This is a genomic window from Legionella hackeliae, assembly GCF_000953655.1.
Classification (GTDB): Bacteria; Pseudomonadota; Gammaproteobacteria; order Legionellales; family Legionellaceae; genus Tatlockia; species Tatlockia hackeliae.
On record NZ_LN681225.1, the window covers coordinates 2,197,709 to 2,216,876 of the forward strand.

Genomic DNA, 19,168 nt, shown 5'->3' on the forward strand with positions numbered 1-19,168 from the left:
TCTCATTTCTGTCGCAAAAGCAATCTATTTACTCATTAAGACAAGATGCTCCAGAAAGAGGGTTCTATGTCTTAAAAAAATAATAATCTCTTAAATATTGCTGTATTTTCAATGCGATACCCTCACTTCACTCCTGAGTTGCCCTTTTATTTGTATTAGTGTGCTAAATTTAGCATAATGCAAACCCTTTTTTTTTATTTGAGAGTCTATGACCCAAAACAAAATAACTGTTGAGCTCTTAAAACAATTGGTAAGCAAAGCGGAACACAGTCTCGATGGTGATACGGCTAATTACATTCCTGAATTGGCCAATGTTAACAAAGACCTTACTGCCATTGCAGTTCATACTCTAGGCGGTGAAACACTTTCCTATAGTAATCAGGCACTGGCCCCTGTAACCTTACAAAGCACTGGCAAAATGATCACACTGATTGGCTTACTTGAAGAGTTCGGTGCTAATCAACTTTTTGAATGGGTTAAAGTAGAACCATCTGGAGATGATTTTGCCTCCATTACTCGCCTTGAGCAATTCGGACCCAAACCATCAAATCCTATGTTAAATGCCGGTGCAATCACATTGTGCTCTCATATTCCAGGTGTAGGTGAGCAACAATTTGCCTGGTTAGAACATTGGGTGGTCAAACTTTTTAATCAACGTCTTAGCATCAATCCTTTAGTTTTTGCTTCTGAAAAACGCACTGGAAATCGGAATCGTTCACTCGCTTATTTATTAAAAAGTAGAAACAATCTAGGTGCAGGCGTTAATGAAACTTTAGATCTTTACTTTACTCTTTGTTCTTATGAAGCCATGCTCGAGCAAATGCTTTATTTACCAACGGTTCTTGCCAATGCAGGTAAAGATCCTGCAACTGGTGAGCAAATTATCTCATTAGAGACTTGCAAAATTACACTCGCTATAATGGCAACTTGCGGCTTATACGATGAAACGGGAACACATATGGTTAGAACAGGAATGCCAGCAAAAAGTGGTGTCTCCGGCTATACCATCGCGACGGTTCCTGGTAAAGCAGGTATTGTTGTCTTAAGCCCCCGCGTTAACTGCAAGGGCAACAGCATTCGTGGCGAAATTATGTTGGAAGAACTCTCCAAGGCAATGAATTGGCATTTCGCACTACCTTACTAGCTACCCAATTCATTTACCACAACAACAGGTTGCTGTACGAGGTCTTGAATGGATGTAAGCCCTCCCACATCGACATTAGCGGCTAAACCAACAAAAGTAAGCTGTGCACCATTCGCAAAGTTCACATTCAGATCCTGTCCATTGTTGCTAGTAGTAAATGGATTATTTTGATCCAGCAAGGCATCAAGATCTCCTACATCATCCATATTTAAAACACCCTCAAATTTAAGAATATCTTGTTGAGGATTAAAATTATGAATTGTATTATGACCTTTAAGTGTTTCAACATTTAACAGCAACGTGTCTTGATCTGAATCGGCACCTAAGTCGATGATATTATTTCCACTTCCACCATCTACTATATCCGCTCCTTTACCCGCTAATATGGTATCATTTCCCTCTTGACCATAAATTCTATCATTTCCTGCACCGGCATCAATGTAATCATTACCACCACCACGACCTGTGTTATTGGCTAATAATGATTCCTGAGCTAATTCATGACTATGCTGATTTATATAATTAAGCGTATCTTCTCTAGACCAATTATATTGGCTGTTTGACTCTAATTCGTTAAACACATCCCAGCCAGAACCATTAGCAAAATCGAAAAGATTTAATCCCTGAAGTGCTGCCAAATGATCCGTATATAACGAATCTCCATAGAGAATATCTTCACCATTGCCGCCTATGATCGTGTCATCTCCAGTGGTATTCAATTGTTTCAGAGGTGACAAATCAGACAACACTTGGGTTAATTCTTCTGCACTATGAATATTGTTACTTGAGCTAGATGGATTACTTCCTTCCATTTTATCTAATATCTGTTTTGCGGTTAAATCGTTTGCTGTACCTGAGGGATTATAAACAGGTGTTGTTTCGTTAACATTAATGCCAATGGCATCGATAGGACCAAATTTTTGTTCGAGTAAAGCAACTTCATTAGAGCTATCGGTAACCCCGAGAGGATCAAACACAGTTTGTTGTGTCGTTGTATTGCCTGTACCCGCTACAGCTCCACTTGAGTTCAGATAATAAGTAGGTGCTCCATCAGAAATAAAGATGACTTGATTTATAAGGTTGTCTGCACTTAGAGCACCACCACTATCAACCCAGGCTAATGCCTGGTTGAATGCTGCTTCGTAGTTAGTTCCACCACCTGCCACCAGATTATTAATGGCACTATGAGCTTGCCCAAGCGCTTCATTAGATGAATCTTGTGGATCACCATTTACAATCAAATTATAAGTACCAACTGTCGTAGCTGTAGTATTAAACTGTATAATATTCACACGAACATTCGCCGCATCGCTATCGGTAAGTTGATTTAAAAGATTATTTACTGCATTTTTTAACGCTTGCATACGTGAAATTGTAGAACCGTCAAAAGAAATTTGATCCGCCATACTTCCTGAAGTATCCAAAATGAGGACAAGATTAATACTTTTTGGCGTAACATCGACACCACCGGTATCCCCTACCAGCACATCGTTTCCACCATCCCCTGTAATCACACCAGTTCCAGTACCAACTTCGTAAGGCGTATTAGCAGCAGCAGTATCACTAACATTTGTACCCACAATGCAAACAGGTTGCGCTAAATTCACTTCCAGATTGGCAGAACTGGTATCTCCATCAGCATCTTTAATAACAACGTCAAAATCCATTTGTACATCAGGGATATCCGTTACAATTTTATTGTAGGAGAAAATCCCTATATCGAACGAATCTCCATTTAAACTACTATCATTAACACCATGAGTTTTTGAAATAGCGTTTTCTATTTCAATCCGGTTATAGCTTTCATCTCCACTGACCGTAATTTTATCATTTAAATTCAAACCTCTGATTAAATACCCGCCATTTCCATCACTCTGCAGGCTACTTAAATTGATTTCCACATTATTAACTTGTATTGAAGTAATAACTTTTTGCGGATCATCTGCTAATTGTTGGCTATGGGTTGAGGTATTGCTACCAGCAGGATCATCATTATCAGCGTTATAAATTCGTACCCACACTTCTATAGAATTTGGTTGAGTGTTTCCGCCTACTTGAACAATATTAAAGCTGAAGTTATTAATATCGAAATGATCTACATAATTATAGGAGTTATTTGAGGAGTTGGTTACTGACGCTGAGTTTACAAAATCAATGCGAAGATTATCACCATCATTCATGCTTTGATTATTAATACCAATTGCCGTAGCATTCGTATTCACTGTACCAGTGGTTGTTGAGCCAGAAGAACTTCGGACAAAACCTGAAAACAATAAATCCTCTGATGTATTGGCGACATCAATATAGTTAAACGCTTTATTTCCCGCAGTTGAAAAATTAAGATTAGTCAATGTAGTTGAAGTCGCTGTTTCTATTGGAGCAAAAACATCGACTTTATAAGTATCATTACTTAGATTATAAGAGCCATCAGGTTGTAAAGTAACTCTAAACACTTCTTCCGCCCCATAGGATCCTGGTGCTCCTTTTATCCAACCCTCTACAACATCAGGAGTGTTCACATTTGAATCATGATCAACCAAATATAAACGGATAGGGAAACCACCAGAACTCAAGGGCACCTCACTACCATTGATAACACCTGTTGCCTGTTGACCATTTACAATACCTGAAAAACTAATCGTACCGGGTTGATCACCACCTATATTGTTGTGGATATTGCTATCTATATCCAAAGAAAACGTACCCGTTGATCCGGCGGCGTTACCAACAGAAGCATGTTCAGGGGTAATTACAGTAGGTACGTCATCATCAATGACAATAGTCATAGCTCCTGTCGCTGTGTCATTATCAGCATCTGTCACCGTGTAATTTAAAGTTAAGCTGGCATTGGTAGTTTCATTATTATCAGCGACCGCATGATGGCTAATAGCAGCAAGAAGAACAAATGTATATTGGCCAGTAGATGGATTCACCGTAATTTTAAATACATCATCTACCCCTAAGGCACCACCAGCACGATAAGCAGTTAACGTACTATTTGATGAATTCCAGGAGTACTTAACTGTTTCATTACCCACGACCGCAGTTTGTCCATTCATGGCAGCAAAATCAATTTTTCCAACACCGTCTGCCCCAAAATTATGAGCCAGGGTTCCAGTCAAATTAGTTTGTGCATCATCACCAGCAACAATATCCTTATTACCGACGGACAGATCATCTTCATCTGCGGTTATTGTTAGGGTACCTGCAGTGGGAGCATCATCTTTAAAGTTTATGGCATTGCCTAAATTAATGGAGGCACTGCTACTATCGCCATCTTTATCGGTAATGGTGGCTGTCAATCGGATTAAATCCGCGGCATTTAAACTGGTGGTTTGATCAGGGCCGGTGTTGGGGCTATGAATTACCGCACGCAATTGATCCAGGGTCACATTACCGCTGGCATCCACAGACACCTTAAATACTAAAGCGCCACCCGTGGTTTTTCCTTCCACCACCCCATTGTTTAAGGATAACACCACCGCCTGATTCGTGGCAGAATCCACAAGACCGGTGGTACCTGCCTTAATGCCTAAACTGTAACTCACATTACCAGCGCCATCAGCCCCATAGTTTAAATTGAAGTTATCGGCAAAGTTCGCACTCGCATTATTGGCGAGCGTGGTTTCATCAACTGTGAGGGTATCCGCCGCGGCACTAGCATTAATAGTAGGGCCATCGTCTTTAAAGTTCAGCGCTTGCCCTATATCAATGGAGGCACTGCTACTATCGCCGTCTTTATCGGTAATGGTGGCTGTCAATCGGATTAAATCCGCGGCATTTAAACTGGTGGTTTGATCAGGGCCGGTGTTGGGGCTATGAATTACCGCACGCAATTGATCCAGGGTCACATTACCGCTGGCATCCACAGACACCGTGAATACCAAAGCGCCACCCGTGGTTTTTCCTTCCACCACCCCATTGTTTAAGGACAACACCACCGCCTGATTCGTGGCAGAATCCACAAGACCGGTGGTACCTGCCTTAATGCCTAAACTGTAAGCTACATTACCGGCGCCATCAGCCCCATAGTTTAAATTGAAGTTATCGGCAAAATTCGCACTCGCATCATTGCCTAATGTCGTTTCATCAACCGTCAAACTGTCAGTCGCGGCACTAGCATTAATAGTAGGGCCATCGTCTTTGAAATTCAGCGCTTGTCCTATATCAATGGAGGCACTGCTACTATCGCCGTCTTTATCGGTAATGGTGGCTGTCAATCGGATTAAATCCGCGGCATTTAAACTGGTGGTTTGATCAGGGCCGGTGTTGGGGCTATGAATTACCGCACGCAATTGATCCAGGGTCACATTACCGCTGGCATCCACAGACACCTTAAATACTAAAGCGCCACCCGTAGTTTTTCCTTCCACCACCCCATTGTTTAAGGACAACACCACCGCCTGATTCGTGGCAGAATCCACAAGACCGGTGGTACCTGCCTTAATGCCTAAACTGTAAGCTACATTACCGGCGCCATCAGCCCCATAGTTTAAATTGAAATTATCGGCAAAATTCGCACTCGCATCATTGCCTAATGTGGTTTCATCAACCGTCAAACTGTCAGTCGCGGCACTAGCATTAATAGTAGGGCCATCGTCTTTGAAATTCAGCGCTTGCCCTATATCAATGGAGGCACTGCTACTATCGCCGTCTTTATCGGTAATGGTGGCTGTCAATCGGATTAAATCCGCGGTATTTAAACTGGTGGTTTGATCAGGGCCGGTGTTGGGGCTATGAATTACCGCACGCAATTGATCCAGGGTCACATTACCGCTGGCATCCACAGACACCGTGAATACCAAAGCACCACCCGTGGTTTTTCCTTCCACCACCCCATTGTTTAAGGACAACACCACCGCCTGATTCGTGGCAGAATCCACAAGACCGGTGGTACCTGCCTTAATGCCTAAACTGTAAGCTACATTACCGGCGCCATCAGCCCCATAGTTTAAATTGAAATTATCGGCAAAATTCGCACTCGCATCATTGCCTAATGTCGTTTCATCAACCGTCAAACTGTCAGTCGCGGCACTAGCATTAATAGTAGGGCCATCGTCTTTGAAATTCAGCGCTTGTCCTATATCAATGGAGGCACTGCTACTATCGCCGTCTTTATCGGTAATGGTGGCTGTCAATCGGATTAAATCCGCGGCATTTAAACTGGTGGTTTGATCAGGGCCGGTGTTGGGGCTATGAATTACCGCACGCAATTGATCCAGGGTCACATTACCGCTGGCATCCACAGACACCGTGAATACCAAAGCACCACCCGTGGTTTTTCCTTCCACCACCCCATTGTTTAAGGACAACACCACCGCCTGATTCGTGGCAGAATCCACAAGACCGGTGGTACCTGCCTTAATGCCTAAACTGTAAGCTACATTACCGGCGCCATCAGCCCCATAGTTTAAATTGAAGTTATCGGCAAAATTCGCACTCGCATCATTGCCTAATGTGGTTTCATCAACCGTCAAACTGTCCGCCGCGGCACTAGCATTAATGCTAGGGCCATCGTCTTTAAAGTTCAGCGCTTGCCCTATATCAATGGAGGCACTGCTACTATCGCCGTCTTTATCGGTAATGGTGGCTGTCAATCGGATTAAATCCGCGGTATTTAAACTGGTGGTTTGATCAGGGCCGGTGTTGGGGCTATGAATTACCGCACGCAATTGATCCAGGGTCACATTACCGCTGGCATCCACAGACACCGTGAATACCAAAGCACCACCCGTGGTTTTTCCTTCCACCACCCCATTGTTTAAGGACAACACCACCGCCTGATTCGTGGCAGAATCCACAAGACCGGTGGTACCTGCCTTAATGCCTAAACTGTAAGCTACATTACCGGCGCCATCAGCCCCATAGTTTAAATTGAAGTTATCGGCAAAATTCGCACTCGCATCATTGCCTAATGTCGTTTCATCAACCGTGAGGGTATCCGCGGCAGTAGTAGCATTAATACTGGGGCCATCGTCTTTGAAGTTCAGCGCCTGGCCTAAATCAAGATGCGCACTGGCACTATCGCCGTCTTTATCGGTAATGGTCGCCGTTAACTGGATTAAATCCGCGGCATTTAAACTGATGGGTTGATCAGCACCGGTGTTGGGACTGTGCACCACGGCTCGTAATTGGTCCAAAGTCACCGTGCCATTGCCATTCACAGACACGGTAAACACTAAATCATTGCTGGTTGCGGTTCGTCCTTCAACCACACCGTCATTGTTCATGGACAAGACCACCGCTTCATTGGTGGCGGTATCGACCAAGCCCGTCACCCCTTCGTGCACGGACAAGCTGTAATCAATCTGTCCTGCACCGTCTTCACCAAAACTGGACGTGAAATTATCGGCAAAGTTCGCACTCGCATCATTGCCTAATGTCGTTTCATCAACCGTGAGGGTATCCGCGGCAGTAGTAGCATTAATACTGGGACCATCGTCTTTGAAATTCAGCGCCTGCCCTAAATCAAGATGCGCACTGGCACTATCGCCGTCTTTATCGGTAATCGTGGCCGTCAACTGGATTAAATCCGCGGCATTTAAACTGGTGGGTTGATCAGCACCGGTGTTGGGACTGTGCACCACGGCGCGTAATTGGTCCAAAGTCACCGTGCCATTGCCATTCACAGACACGGTAAACACTAAATCATTACTATTGGCTGTACGTCCTTCAACCACCCCATCGTTATTGATTGACAAGACCACCGCTTCATTGGTGGCGGTATCCACCAAGCCCGTCACCCCTTCGTGCACGGACAAGCTGTAATCAATCTGTCCTGCACCATCTTCACCAAAACTGGACGTGAAATTATCGGCAAAATTGGCGGAAGCATCATTGCCTAATGTGGTTTCATCAACCGTGAGGGTATCCGCGGCAGCAGTGGCATTAATGCTGGGACCATCGTCTTTGAAATTCAGCGCTTGCCCTAAATCAAGATGCGCACTGGCACTATCGCCGTCTTTATCGGTAATCGTGGCCGTCAACTGGATTAAATCCGCGGCATTTAAACTGGTGGGTTGATCAGCACCGGTGTTGGGACTGTGTACCACAGCGCGTAATTGGTCCAAAGTCACCGTGCCATTGCCATTCACAGACACGGTAAACACTAAATCATTACTATTGGCTGTGCGTCCTTCCACCACCCCATCGTTATTGATTGACAAGACCACCGCTTCATTGGTGGCGGTATCCACCAAGCCCGTCACCCCTTCGTGCACGGACAAGCTGTAATCAATCTGTCCTGCACCGTCTTCACCAAAACTGGACGTGAAGTTATCGGCAAAATTGGCGGAAGCATCATTGCCTAATGTGGTTTCATCAACGGTGAGGGTATCCGCGGCAGCAGTGGCATTAATGCTGGGACCATCGTCTTTGAAATTCAGCGCCTGCCCTAAATCAAGATGCGCACTGGCACTATCGCCGTCTTTATCGGTAATCGTGGCCGTCAACTGGATTAAATCCGCGGCATTTAAACTGGTGGGTTGATCAGCACCGGTGTTGGGACTGTGTACCACGGCTCGTAATTGGTCCAAAGTCACCGTTCCTGCACTATCGACTGTCACAGTAAACACTAAATCATTACTATTGGCTGTACGTCCTTCAACCACCCCATCGTTATTGATTGATAAGACCACCGCTTCATTGGTGGCGGTATCGACCAAGCCCGTCACCCCTTCGTGCACGGATAAACTGTAATCAATCTGTCCTGCACCGTCTTCACCAAAACTGGACGTGAAGTTATCGGCAAAATTGGCGGAAGCATCATTGCCTAATGTCGTTTCATCAACCGTGAGGGTATCCGCGGCAGTAGTGGCATTAATACTGGGACCATCGTCTTTGAAATTCAGCGCCTGGCCTAAATCAAGATGCGCACTGGCACTATCGCCGTCTTTATCGGTAATCGTCGCCGTTAACTGGATTAAATCCGCGGCATTTAAACTGGTGGGTTGATCAGCACCGGTGTTGGGACTGTGTACCACAGCTCGTAATTGGTCCAAAGTCACCGTGCCATTGCCATTCACAGACACGGTAAACACTAAATCATTGCTGGTTGCGGTTCGTCCTTCAACCACCCCATCGTTATTGATTGATAAGACCACCGCTTCATTGGTGGCGGTATCGACCAAGCCCGTTACCCCTTCGTGCACGGACAAGCTGTAATCAATCTGTCCTGCGCCATCTTCACCAAAACTGGACGTGAAATTATCGGCAAAGTTCGCACTCGCATCATTGCCTAATGTCGTTTCATCAACCGTCAAACTGTCCGCTGCGGCAGTGGCATTAATACTGGGACCATCGTCTTTGAAATTCAGCGCCTGGCCTAAATCAAGATGCGCACTGGCACTATCGCCGTCTTTATCGGTAATCGTGGCCGTCAACTGGATTAAATCCGCGGCATTTAAACTGGTGGGTTGATCAGCACCGGTGTTGGGACTGTGTACCACGGCTCGTAATTGGTCCAAAGTCACCGTTCCTGCACTATCGACTGTCACAGTAAACACTAAATCATTACTATTGGCTGTACGTCCTTCAACCACCCCATCGTTATTGATTGACAAGACCACCGCTTCATTGGTGGCGGTATCCACCAAGCCCGTCACCCCTTCGTGCACGGACAAGCTGTAATCAATCTGTCCTGCACCGTCTTCACCAAAACTGGACGTGAAGTTATCGGCAAAATTGGCGGAAGCATCATTGCCTAATGTGGTTTCATCAACGGTGAGGGTATCCGCGGCAGCAGTGGCATTAATACTGGGACCATCGTCTTTGAAATTCAGCGCCTGCCCTAAATCAAGATGCGCACTGGCACTATCGCCGTCTTTATCGGTAATCGTGGCCGTCAACTGGATTAAATCCGCGGCATTTAAACTGGTGGGTTGATCAGCACCGGTGTTGGGACTGTGTACCACGGCTCGTAATTGGTCCAAAGTCACCGTTCCTGCACTATCGACTGTCACAGTAAACACTAAATCATTACTATTGGCTGTACGTCCTTCAACCACCCCATCGTTATTGATTGATAAGACCACCGCTTCATTGGTGGCGGTATCGACCAAGCCCGTCACCCCTTCGTGCACGGACAAGCTGTAATCAATCTGTCCTGCACCATCTTCACCAAAACTGGACGTGAAATTATCGGCAAAATTGGCGGAAGCATCATTGCCTAATGTGGTTTCATCAACCGTGAGGGTATCCGCCGCAGCAGTGGCATTAATACTGGGACCATCGTCTTTGAAATTCAGCGCTTGCCCTAAATCAAGATGCGCACTGGCACTATCGCCGTCTTTATCGGTAATGGTCGCCGTTAACTGGATTAAATCCGCGGCATTTAAACTGGTGGGTTGATCAGCACCGGTGTTGGGACTGTGCACCACGGCTCGTAATTGGTCCAAAGTCACCGTGCCATTGCCATTCACAGACACGGTAAACACTAAATCATTGCTGGTTGCGGTTCGTCCTTCAACCACCCCATCGTTATTGATTGACAAGACCACCGCTTCATTGGTGGCGGTATCGACCAAGCCCGTCACCCCTTCGTGCACGGACAAGCTGTAATCAATCTGTCCTGCACCATCTTCACCAAAACTGGACGTGAAATTATCGGCAAAGTTCGCACTCGCATCATTGCCTAATGTCGTTTCATCAACCGTCAAACTGTCCGCTGCGGCAGTGGCATTAATACTGGGACCATCGTCTTTGAAATTCAGCGCCTGGCCTAAATCAAGATGCGCACTGGCACTATCGCCGTCTTTATCGGTAATCGTGGCCGTCAACTGGATTAAATCCGCGGCATTTAAACTGGTGGGTTGATCAGCACCGGTGTTGGGACTGTGTACCACGGCTCGTAATTGGTCCAAAGTCACCGTTCCTGCACTATCGACTGTCACAGTAAACACTAAATCATTACTATTGGCTGTGCGTCCTTCAACCACCCCATCGTTATTGATTGATAAGACCACCGCTTCATTGGTGGCGGTATCGACCAAGCCCGTTACCCCTTCGTGCACGGACAAGCTGTAATCAATCTGTCCTGCGCCATCTTCACCAAAACTGGACGTGAAATTATCGGCAAAGTTCGCACTCGCATCATTGCCTAATGTCGTTTCATCAACCGTTAAACTGTCGGCCGCGGCACTAGCATTAATGCTGGGGCCATCGTCTTTGAAATTCAGCGCCTGGCCTATATTAAGAGAAGCTAATGCCGTATCACCATCATTATCAGTAATAGCTGCTGTTAATTGAATTAAATCAGGAGAGTTTAGTGTGGCACTTTGGTCCGATCCTGTATTGGGACTATGGAGTACTGCTCGTAGTTGATCCAGGGTTACTGTACCGGTGCTATCTACAGAAAGAGTAAACACCAACTCGCCGCCCCGCGCGGTTTTTCCCTCAACCACTCCTTTTTCATTAATAGAAAGCACTATCGCTTCGTTAGTCAGGGCATCAACAAGTCCTGTAGAACCAGCAGTTACACTAAGCGCGTACTTTATGGAGCTTATGCCATCAACACCAGCATTCACTGTAAAACTTTCTGAAAAATTGGCACTATCATTGGCAGTAAAATTAGATTCATCTACAGTTAAATTTAAAACTTGAGACGTTGTTTCAATCCTGGGGCCATCATCATACATGGTTATATTAAATGTACTGGTTGCAACTGCACCATCAGTTCTCGTTAAGGTAACAGAGACTGGAATAGCCATACTATCGTCGGGATTGGTGCTATCCGCATGTTGAAAAGCTTGAAGCTGAGTAAATTCATAATTCTGCGTATCAGCATTATATTTAAGACTCCAGCTACCATCATTTGCTGTTAATGTCTGAGAGGCACTATCCCAAGTTGCATTAGGCGCAGAAAAGGTTAAAGAATCCACTTCTGAGGAGCTTAAGTTTGATAACAGCGATGCAGAACCTGTTTGTAAACCGAATGTTTCATCAAAGGTCAAATTTGTCGTAGTTAATGATATTGGCTCAGGTGCAGGTGGTTCAGGAGTGGGTGGTTCAGGTTCAGTTATAGCAGATTGAGTCGTTGTCGTAGTCTCTCGTCTTTCAAAAAGAGGAACATCTCTTTCAGTAGATTCTACTGTGAAATCAATGCCTCGGGTATCATAGCCAGCATTAACTTGACCCGCACCATAAAGCGGGTCAAGAACAAAAAAGGATCCGCCTCCGCCAAGTGGTACCGATTCCCCTGCTGCGGTTGCTTCCAATGATTCTAATAATGGGAAAGGATCAACTCCATTAGCAATGGCTTGTTCAATTAAATTTTCAACCTCGGCCTGAGTAGTAATATTTTTTAAAAGTGGTGAGATACCATCTACTTTAAAAGGATGTCCAACACCTAAAACGGCATCGCCGATACCAAGGTTATGTACAATAGCCTCACCACTTAATAAAAAAAGTTGCTCACCACTCATTACTTGAGTGCCATTTTTAGCAATGGAAAGATGTCCATCGGGGTAATTTTTAATTAAAAGGCCATTTAAAGCATCTACCGTGGGTAAGGATCTATTCATTTTAGCAATCTCACGAACCACTCCTATGTATAAATATAGGGTAAATTTTTCATTCCATTACCACAATTACGAGTTATCCATTACCTTGAATGTAGCACTTGCCATTTATCACACAGATATCAGTGATACTTTATGAATATAGTACAAAATCAGTGGTGTAAATTGTGTCCTATTTGCTTTTTGCAAATTTTTTACCATTATTTTTTAAGAGAGGCATGTAATTTATTGCTTGTAAAGCAGAGAATTATTTCGACAAACATGAATTGGAAAGAGAAATGATAACCGATCAGAATTATTTTGATCATGATGCCGATATTGGCATTATTGGAAAAGGCCTCTCTCTGGAACAAAGTTTTGAGCAGGCAGCAGAAGCCATGTTCGCGTTAATGGGGGACTTATCCAAGGTCTCCCCTAAAACAGAGCTATCGTTTGAATTTGAAGAAAATGACACCGAACTAGCATTGGTAACTTGGTTAAACTTACTTTTAGCAAAAGCACAAGCCACTCATTTAATCCTGTGCAGGTTTAAAATTAAAAGAGAGGGCAACCAATGGCATGGAGAAGCACAGGGAGATGTTTGGCATGACAGTATCGAACGAGGTATTGATGTAAAAGGAGCTACTTTAACCATGCTCTCAGTCAAACAACTGGATAAACAGTGGGAATCTCAATGCGTGGTTGATGTATAACATGATAAGAGAGTTATCTTTATGGACATGACTCGAATACAGCAAATTGATGATTATCGATGGGTTCCTGTTAACACCCCAGATTCTGTAATGATGTATGGTACTCAAGAGCTTATTGCCGCAATGGATGAAAAAGTACGCGAGCAAATTATTAATGTCTCTAATTTACCAGGGCTTGTTGGCCAAGCAATGACAATGCCCGATGCTCACTGGGGCTATGGATTTCCTATTGGTGGCGTCGCCGCTTTTGATGCGGATAAAGGGGGGATTATCTCTGCAGGTGGTGTAGGTTTTGATATTTCCTGTGGTATCCGATGTTTACGTACCAATCTTTTTCTCCCAGATATCCTGCCCCATCTCGAAGTGGTGGCTGAGCAATTGTTTAAATATGTTCCCTCAGGCGTTGGTTCCGTAGGTAAATTACATTTATCAACCAAGGCATTAGATGAAGTAATGTATGGTGGAGCGAAATGGGCAGTGCAGCATGGTTATGGAGAGCAAATCGACTTGAACTATGTTGAAGAAAATGGCTGCATGGCCGGTGCTCATCCTGATTATGTCTCCGATCATGCGAAAAAACGTCAATTGCATGAAATGGGCACTCTTGGATCGGGTAATCATTATTTGGAACTACAAGTCGTTAAACAGATTTACGATAAAAAAGCCGCTGACGCTTTTGGGCTCCATGAAAATCAAATTCTTATTGCTATCCACTGTGGCTCACGCGGTTTAGGACATCAAATTGGTTCAGATTATCTGATATCTTTAGCTAAAGTTGCACGAAAACTGGGGCTTCATTTACCCGATCGCGAACTTGCTTGTGCTCCTATTCTTTCTGATGAAGGTCAACGATACCTAGGTGCGATGTGTGCTGGAGTTAACTGTGCCTTAGCTAATCGCCAAATTATTGTTCATTTAACTCGTGAAGCGGTCGCCAACGTTCTCCCTGATGCACAACTAGAAACTTTATTTGATGTATCGCATAACACCTGCAAAAAGGAAAAACATACCGTACAAGGTAAAGAAAAAGAAATTTATGTTCACCGCAAAGGAGCAACTCGAGCTTTCGGACCAGAACATTCATCCCTACCACAGCGTTATAAAGCAGTTGGACAACCAGTTTGTATTGGAGGAAGCATGGGAACAGGCTCTTTTATTTTGGCAGGTAATGCTGAGAATCAGGCATTTGCATCAGCCTGTCATGGAGCAGGCCGCCACATGAGCCGAAGACAGGCACTAAAGCATTGGCAAGGGAAAGCCCTTATTGAGCAATTAAGAAAGGAAGGTATCTACATTCGTAGCTATTCAATGCGTGGTATTGCAGAAGAAGCACCTGGTGCCTACAAAGATGTCCACAAAGTAGTCGAGGCTACCGAATGGGCTGGATTAGCCCGTCGTGTAGCCTTTTTAAAACCTTTAGCCTGTGTAAAAGGATAAAAGTGGCTGATTAATTCATTACACAACATAGTATCTTTGTGAATTTTGCATATACTGTAAACTATGAATTCGACTTATCTCGACAGCCTGAAATGGGCTCACCCTCTCGTTCAAGAATGGTTTGTCAAGAAATTTACTCTGGCGACTGAACCACAAGAGCAAGGCTGGCCGCAAATTTTGGCAGGCAATACGACCTTAATTTCTGCGCCAACAGGCTCGGGAAAGACCCTTGCTGCCTTTCTGGTTTGTATTGATCGATTAGTTCGTCAATCCATCGCGCAAACGCTAAAGAATCAAACTCAAGTCTTGTATATCTCCCCCTTAAAAGCATTGACAAATGACGTGCAAAAAAATCTTCTGGGACCTTTAGAGGAAATTATCAAACTTGGCAAAGAACAAGGTTATGATATGGAAGAGATTCAGGTCGCTGTGCGCACAGGCGATACTTTATCTCGCGAAAGACAAGCCATGCTAAAAAAGCCTCCCCATATTTTAGTAACGACTCCTGAATCATTGTACTTATTACTCACGGCCGAGAAGAGTCGCACAATTCTTAGAAGTGTACAAACAGTTATAGTGGATGAAATTCACGCTCTTGCTAATAGTAAACGAGGAACTCACTTATCTTTATCCTTAGAACGTCTGGAGGTACTCGTAGAACAATCTCCTATTCGTATTGGTTTGTCAGCTACACAAAAACCCATCGAGATGGTTGCAAACTTTCTAACCGGTAACAATCGCCCACCACCGGTAATTGTTAATATTGGTCATATTCGTAAACTTGACCTGGCCATCGAAGTCCCTTCCAGTGAATTAGCCCCTGTTGCCTCAAATGAATTGTGGGACGAAATTTATGAGCGTCTATCTGCTTTGGCTCGACAAAATCGCTCTACCTTAATTTTCGTGAATACAAGGCGTTTGGCCGAACGGGTTGCTCATCATTTGGCGGAACGTTTAGGCAAAGATCTGGTAGCGGCGCATCATGGAAGTTTATCCCGTAAATTGCGATTAGCCGCTGAAACTAAGTTAAAAAATGGAGAATTAAAAGCACTGGTTGCCACGGCTTCTTTAGAGCTTGGAATCGATATTGGTGCTATCGATTTAGTATGCCAAATTGGCTCTCCTCGCTCTATCTCTGTTGCCTTACAGCGCATTGGCCGTGCTGGACATTGGCATGGTGCAATTTCGAAAGGAAGAATTTTTGCCACGACTCGGAATGAACTTTTAGAGTGTGCTGCTTTAGTTCATGCCATTCGCCAAAAAGATTTAGACCAACTTATTATCCCTGAAGCCCCTTTTGATATCTTGGCTCAGCAGATTATTGCCGCATGTGCTACTGATGAGTGGCATGAAGATACTTTGTATGAATTAGTCAAACGAAGTTTTCCCTATCAACATTTATCACGGGAGGAATTTGACGAGATTCTGGTAATGCTGGCCGAAGGTATTGCAGGTTCACGTGGTCGTTATAGTGCTTATCTTTTCCGTGATCGAGTTAATGGTATCGTCAAAGGTAGGCGAGGCAGTCGTTTGACAGCAATTACCAGTGGCGGTGCTATTCCTGAAAATGGTTTATTTACAGTTGTTGCTGAACCTAACGAAGTAATCGTAGGAACTCTCGATGAGGATTTTGCTGTTGAAAGCAATCGTGGGGATATCATTTTGCTTGGCAATACCTCTTGGAAAATCAAGCGGATTGAAAGTGCCAAAGGTCGTGTTTTAGTTGAAGATGCTTATGGGGCGCCTCCTAGTGTTCCCTTTTGGCGAGGAGAAGCACCACCACGCACCGATGAGCTTTCCTTACAGGTTTCTGATCTACGAAAAAAAATCAATGCAATGCTTCCTCTCACTTTATCACCTGTTGAAGAGGTTCGAAAACAAGCAGATACTCGAGAAGCGATTAACTGGCTCAAAGAGCATTGCGGTGTTACTGATGCGGGTGCCGAACAGTTGGTCGAATATATTTTGGAAGGGCGAACTGTCTTAGGAACAGTACCTACTCAAGAAACAGTTATTGCAGAGCGCTTTTTTGATGAGTCGGGAGGAATGCAACTTGTCATTCACTCACCTTTTGGTGCAAGAATTAACAAAGCATGGGGATTAGCTTTAAGAAAACGATTCTGTCGTTCTTTTAATTTTGAATTACAAGCGGCAGCTACAGATGATGGTATTAATATTTCTTTAGCTGAACAACACAGTTTTCCATTAGTTGATGTTTTTAATTTTCTACACCCAAATACCATCGCCGATGTGCTAACTCAAGCCGTTTTACAGTCTCCCCTTTTTACAACACGCTGGCGATGGGCCGCGACAAGAGCTTTAGCGTTAGTGCGCTTTCGTAATGGGCGAAAAGTACCTCCTAACATTTTGCGAATGCTTTCTGATGATCTTTTAGCAGCGGTATTTCCTGATGCAGCAGCCTGCCAAGACAATCTTGCAGGTCAAGACATTGAGCTTCCAAAACATCCTTTAATTATCGAAACGATGAAAGATGCGTTAACTGAAGCGCTCGATATTGAGGGATTTACTCGTGTTCTCCAAAGCATCGTCGAGGGGAACATCCAATGTCTGGCTGTAGATACACCGGTACCCTCTGTTTTTTCACATGAAATATTGAATGCAAATCCTTATGCTTTTCTTGATGATGCTCCACTGGAAGAACGAAGAGCTCGTGCTGTTGAAATGCGTCGTGTTTTACCGGATGCAATATTACGTGAAGTCGGTGCATTAGATCCTGAGGCCATTGCTGAAGTCCAAAAACAAGCATGGCCCGACATTAGAAATGCTGACGAACTGCATGATACTTTACAAAGCTTGATTGCATTACCTACAGATACTCATTTTACTGAAGAACAAACCATTCCGTCAGAGTGGAAAGTTTTTATTGAGCAATTAATTGCCCAGGGTCGAGCAGGCGTTGCCTTTATAGATCATCAACCATTCTGGGTAGCTACAGAAAAAAAACAAACCTTCCTCACGATTTATACTGAGGCTATTTTTTCAACGTCACTTATCGACATTGAGGAAAAAAGACCCGAACGCGACACAGCGATTGTCCAAATGATTCGAGAATGGATGCAACATCTAGGACCCATTAGCGTCTCTGAATTAGGAGCAGATTTGAGGCTGGAATCATCAGAAATAGAACAAGCACTCCTTCATCTTGAGTCCTCAGGCACCATTTTGCGAGGCCACTTTAGAATAACTCGCTCTGAACTAGAGTGGTGTGACAGACGATTGCTAGCAAGAATTCATAGCTTAACCTTAGGTAAATTACGTAAAGAAATTCAACCTGTTAGTGCTGCCCAGTTTATGGAGTGGTTAACTATCTGGCAGCACATCAAACCAGGTACACAATTAAGTGGTGACCAGGGTTTATTGGAAACACTTAAACAAATGCAAGGATATGAGATTCCTGCAAATGCCTGGGAAAAACAAATTTTTGCAAAACGGGTTAAAGATTACAGTCCAGACATGCTCGATCGATTGTGTTTAACAGGTGTCGTTGGTTGGGGACGCTTATCACCCCACCCTGCTTTAATTGCTCCAGAGGCGCCAGAAAACACAGATTCTTTAAAACCAAAGCGTATACTCCCAACTAGCGTTGCCCCTATTACATTTTTTGTGCGCGAAGAATCAGATTGGATGTCAGCCAAAGCTCATTTGGAAGATGAGACTCTCCCAGTTTTAAGTCATGTTGCCCAGGCCATTTATGCTTATTTAAAGGAGAATGGGGCTTCATTTTTTATCGATATGGTTCAGGGTATCAATCATCTTAAATCTGAAATTGAGACCGGTTTGTGGGAGTTGGTTTCAGCAGGGTTAATCACTGCTGATGGTTTTGACAATTTGCGAACATTAATCGATCCTCATCGCCGATTAGGTAAAAGAGCTCGTAGCGTCTTCAGACATTCAACAGGTCGTTGGTCTTTATTAAAATCTAAAAAAGCCATCCATAAAGATCATCAACTTGAAGCAATTTGTTGGGTTTTACTTAAACGATACGGTGTTTGCTTCCGTGAATTGCTAGCACGGGAAAAAATTATTCCTTCCTGGCGGGATTTATTACTTGCGTTTCGACGACTGGAAGCGCAAGGAGAGATCAGAGGAGGGCGTTTTGTCAGTGGCTTTATTGGAGAGCAATTTGCTCTTCCTTATGCCGTCGACTCGGTACGGGCTATCAAAAAGAAAATACCGGATGAAAACAACATCAGTATCTCTGCAGTTGACCCTCTAAATTTAATAGGTATTGTTTTGCCCGGCGAGCGTGTTTCTGCTTTTTCAGGAAGATATGTCATTTTAAGAGGGGGCATGCCAGTTGCTGAAAAAGCCGTGAGGGAAAACATTTTACAAAACTAGGGTTTGTTGACAATTTATCT

5 protein-coding genes are annotated in these 19,168 nt (G+C 44.1%); 4 read left to right on the forward strand and 1 reads right to left on the reverse strand.

Annotated elements, in window-relative coordinates; translation table 11 throughout:
* The first annotated feature begins 208 nt into the window (after positions 1–208).
* Positions 209–1,144, forward strand: coding sequence for a glutaminase A (glsA, locus tag LHA_RS09815; RefSeq protein ID WP_045106386.1), 936 nt, complete (start codon positions 209–211; stop codon positions 1,142–1,144).
* Here glsA and LHA_RS16095 read toward each other — a convergent pair.
* The gene (locus LHA_RS16095; RefSeq protein ID WP_052673671.1) at positions 1,141–12,663 is read right to left on the reverse strand and encodes a DUF5801 repeats-in-toxin domain-containing protein; all 11,523 of its coding nucleotides are present in this window, start codon (positions 12,661–12,663) and stop codon (positions 1,141–1,143) included. The genes glsA and LHA_RS16095 overlap by 4 nt on opposite strands.
* Positions 12,664–12,938: 275 nt before the next feature.
* Between LHA_RS16095 and LHA_RS09825 the strand changes: the two genes are divergently transcribed.
* From LHA_RS09825 to LHA_RS09835, 3 genes are all read left to right on the forward strand, one after another.
* A complete protein-coding gene (locus tag LHA_RS09825) occupies positions 12,939–13,352 on the forward strand; it encodes an archease (protein WP_045106387.1) in 414 nt (137 codons plus the stop codon).
* A gap of 21 nt (positions 13,353–13,373) precedes the next feature.
* On the forward strand, positions 13,374–14,789 hold the full coding sequence (locus LHA_RS09830; protein WP_045106388.1) for an RtcB family protein: 1,416 nt from the start codon (positions 13,374–13,376) through the stop codon (positions 14,787–14,789).
* Positions 14,790–14,852: 63 nt separating this feature from the next.
* Positions 14,853–19,148: a DEAD/DEAH box helicase gene (locus LHA_RS09835; RefSeq protein WP_045106389.1), complete on the forward strand. Its 4,296-nt coding sequence runs from the start codon at positions 14,853–14,855 to the stop codon at positions 19,146–19,148.
* Positions 19,149–19,168: the final 20 nt, after the last annotated feature.

Bases quoted from the DNA above. Each gene is read 5' to 3' on its own strand.
- glsA (WP_045106386.1), top strand. From the start codon at position 209: ATGACCCAAAACAAAATAACTGTTGAGCTCTTAAAACAATTGGTAAGC.
- LHA_RS16095 (WP_052673671.1), bottom strand. From the start codon at position 12,663: ATGAATAGATCCTTACCCACGGTAGATGCTTTAAATGGCCTTTTAATT.
- LHA_RS09830 (WP_045106388.1), top strand. From the start codon at position 13,374: ATGGACATGACTCGAATACAGCAAATTGATGATTATCGATGGGTTCCT.
- LHA_RS09825 (WP_045106387.1), top strand. From the start codon at position 12,939: ATGATAACCGATCAGAATTATTTTGATCATGATGCCGATATTGGCATT.
- LHA_RS09835 (WP_045106389.1), top strand. From the start codon at position 14,853: ATGAATTCGACTTATCTCGACAGCCTGAAATGGGCTCACCCTCTCGTT.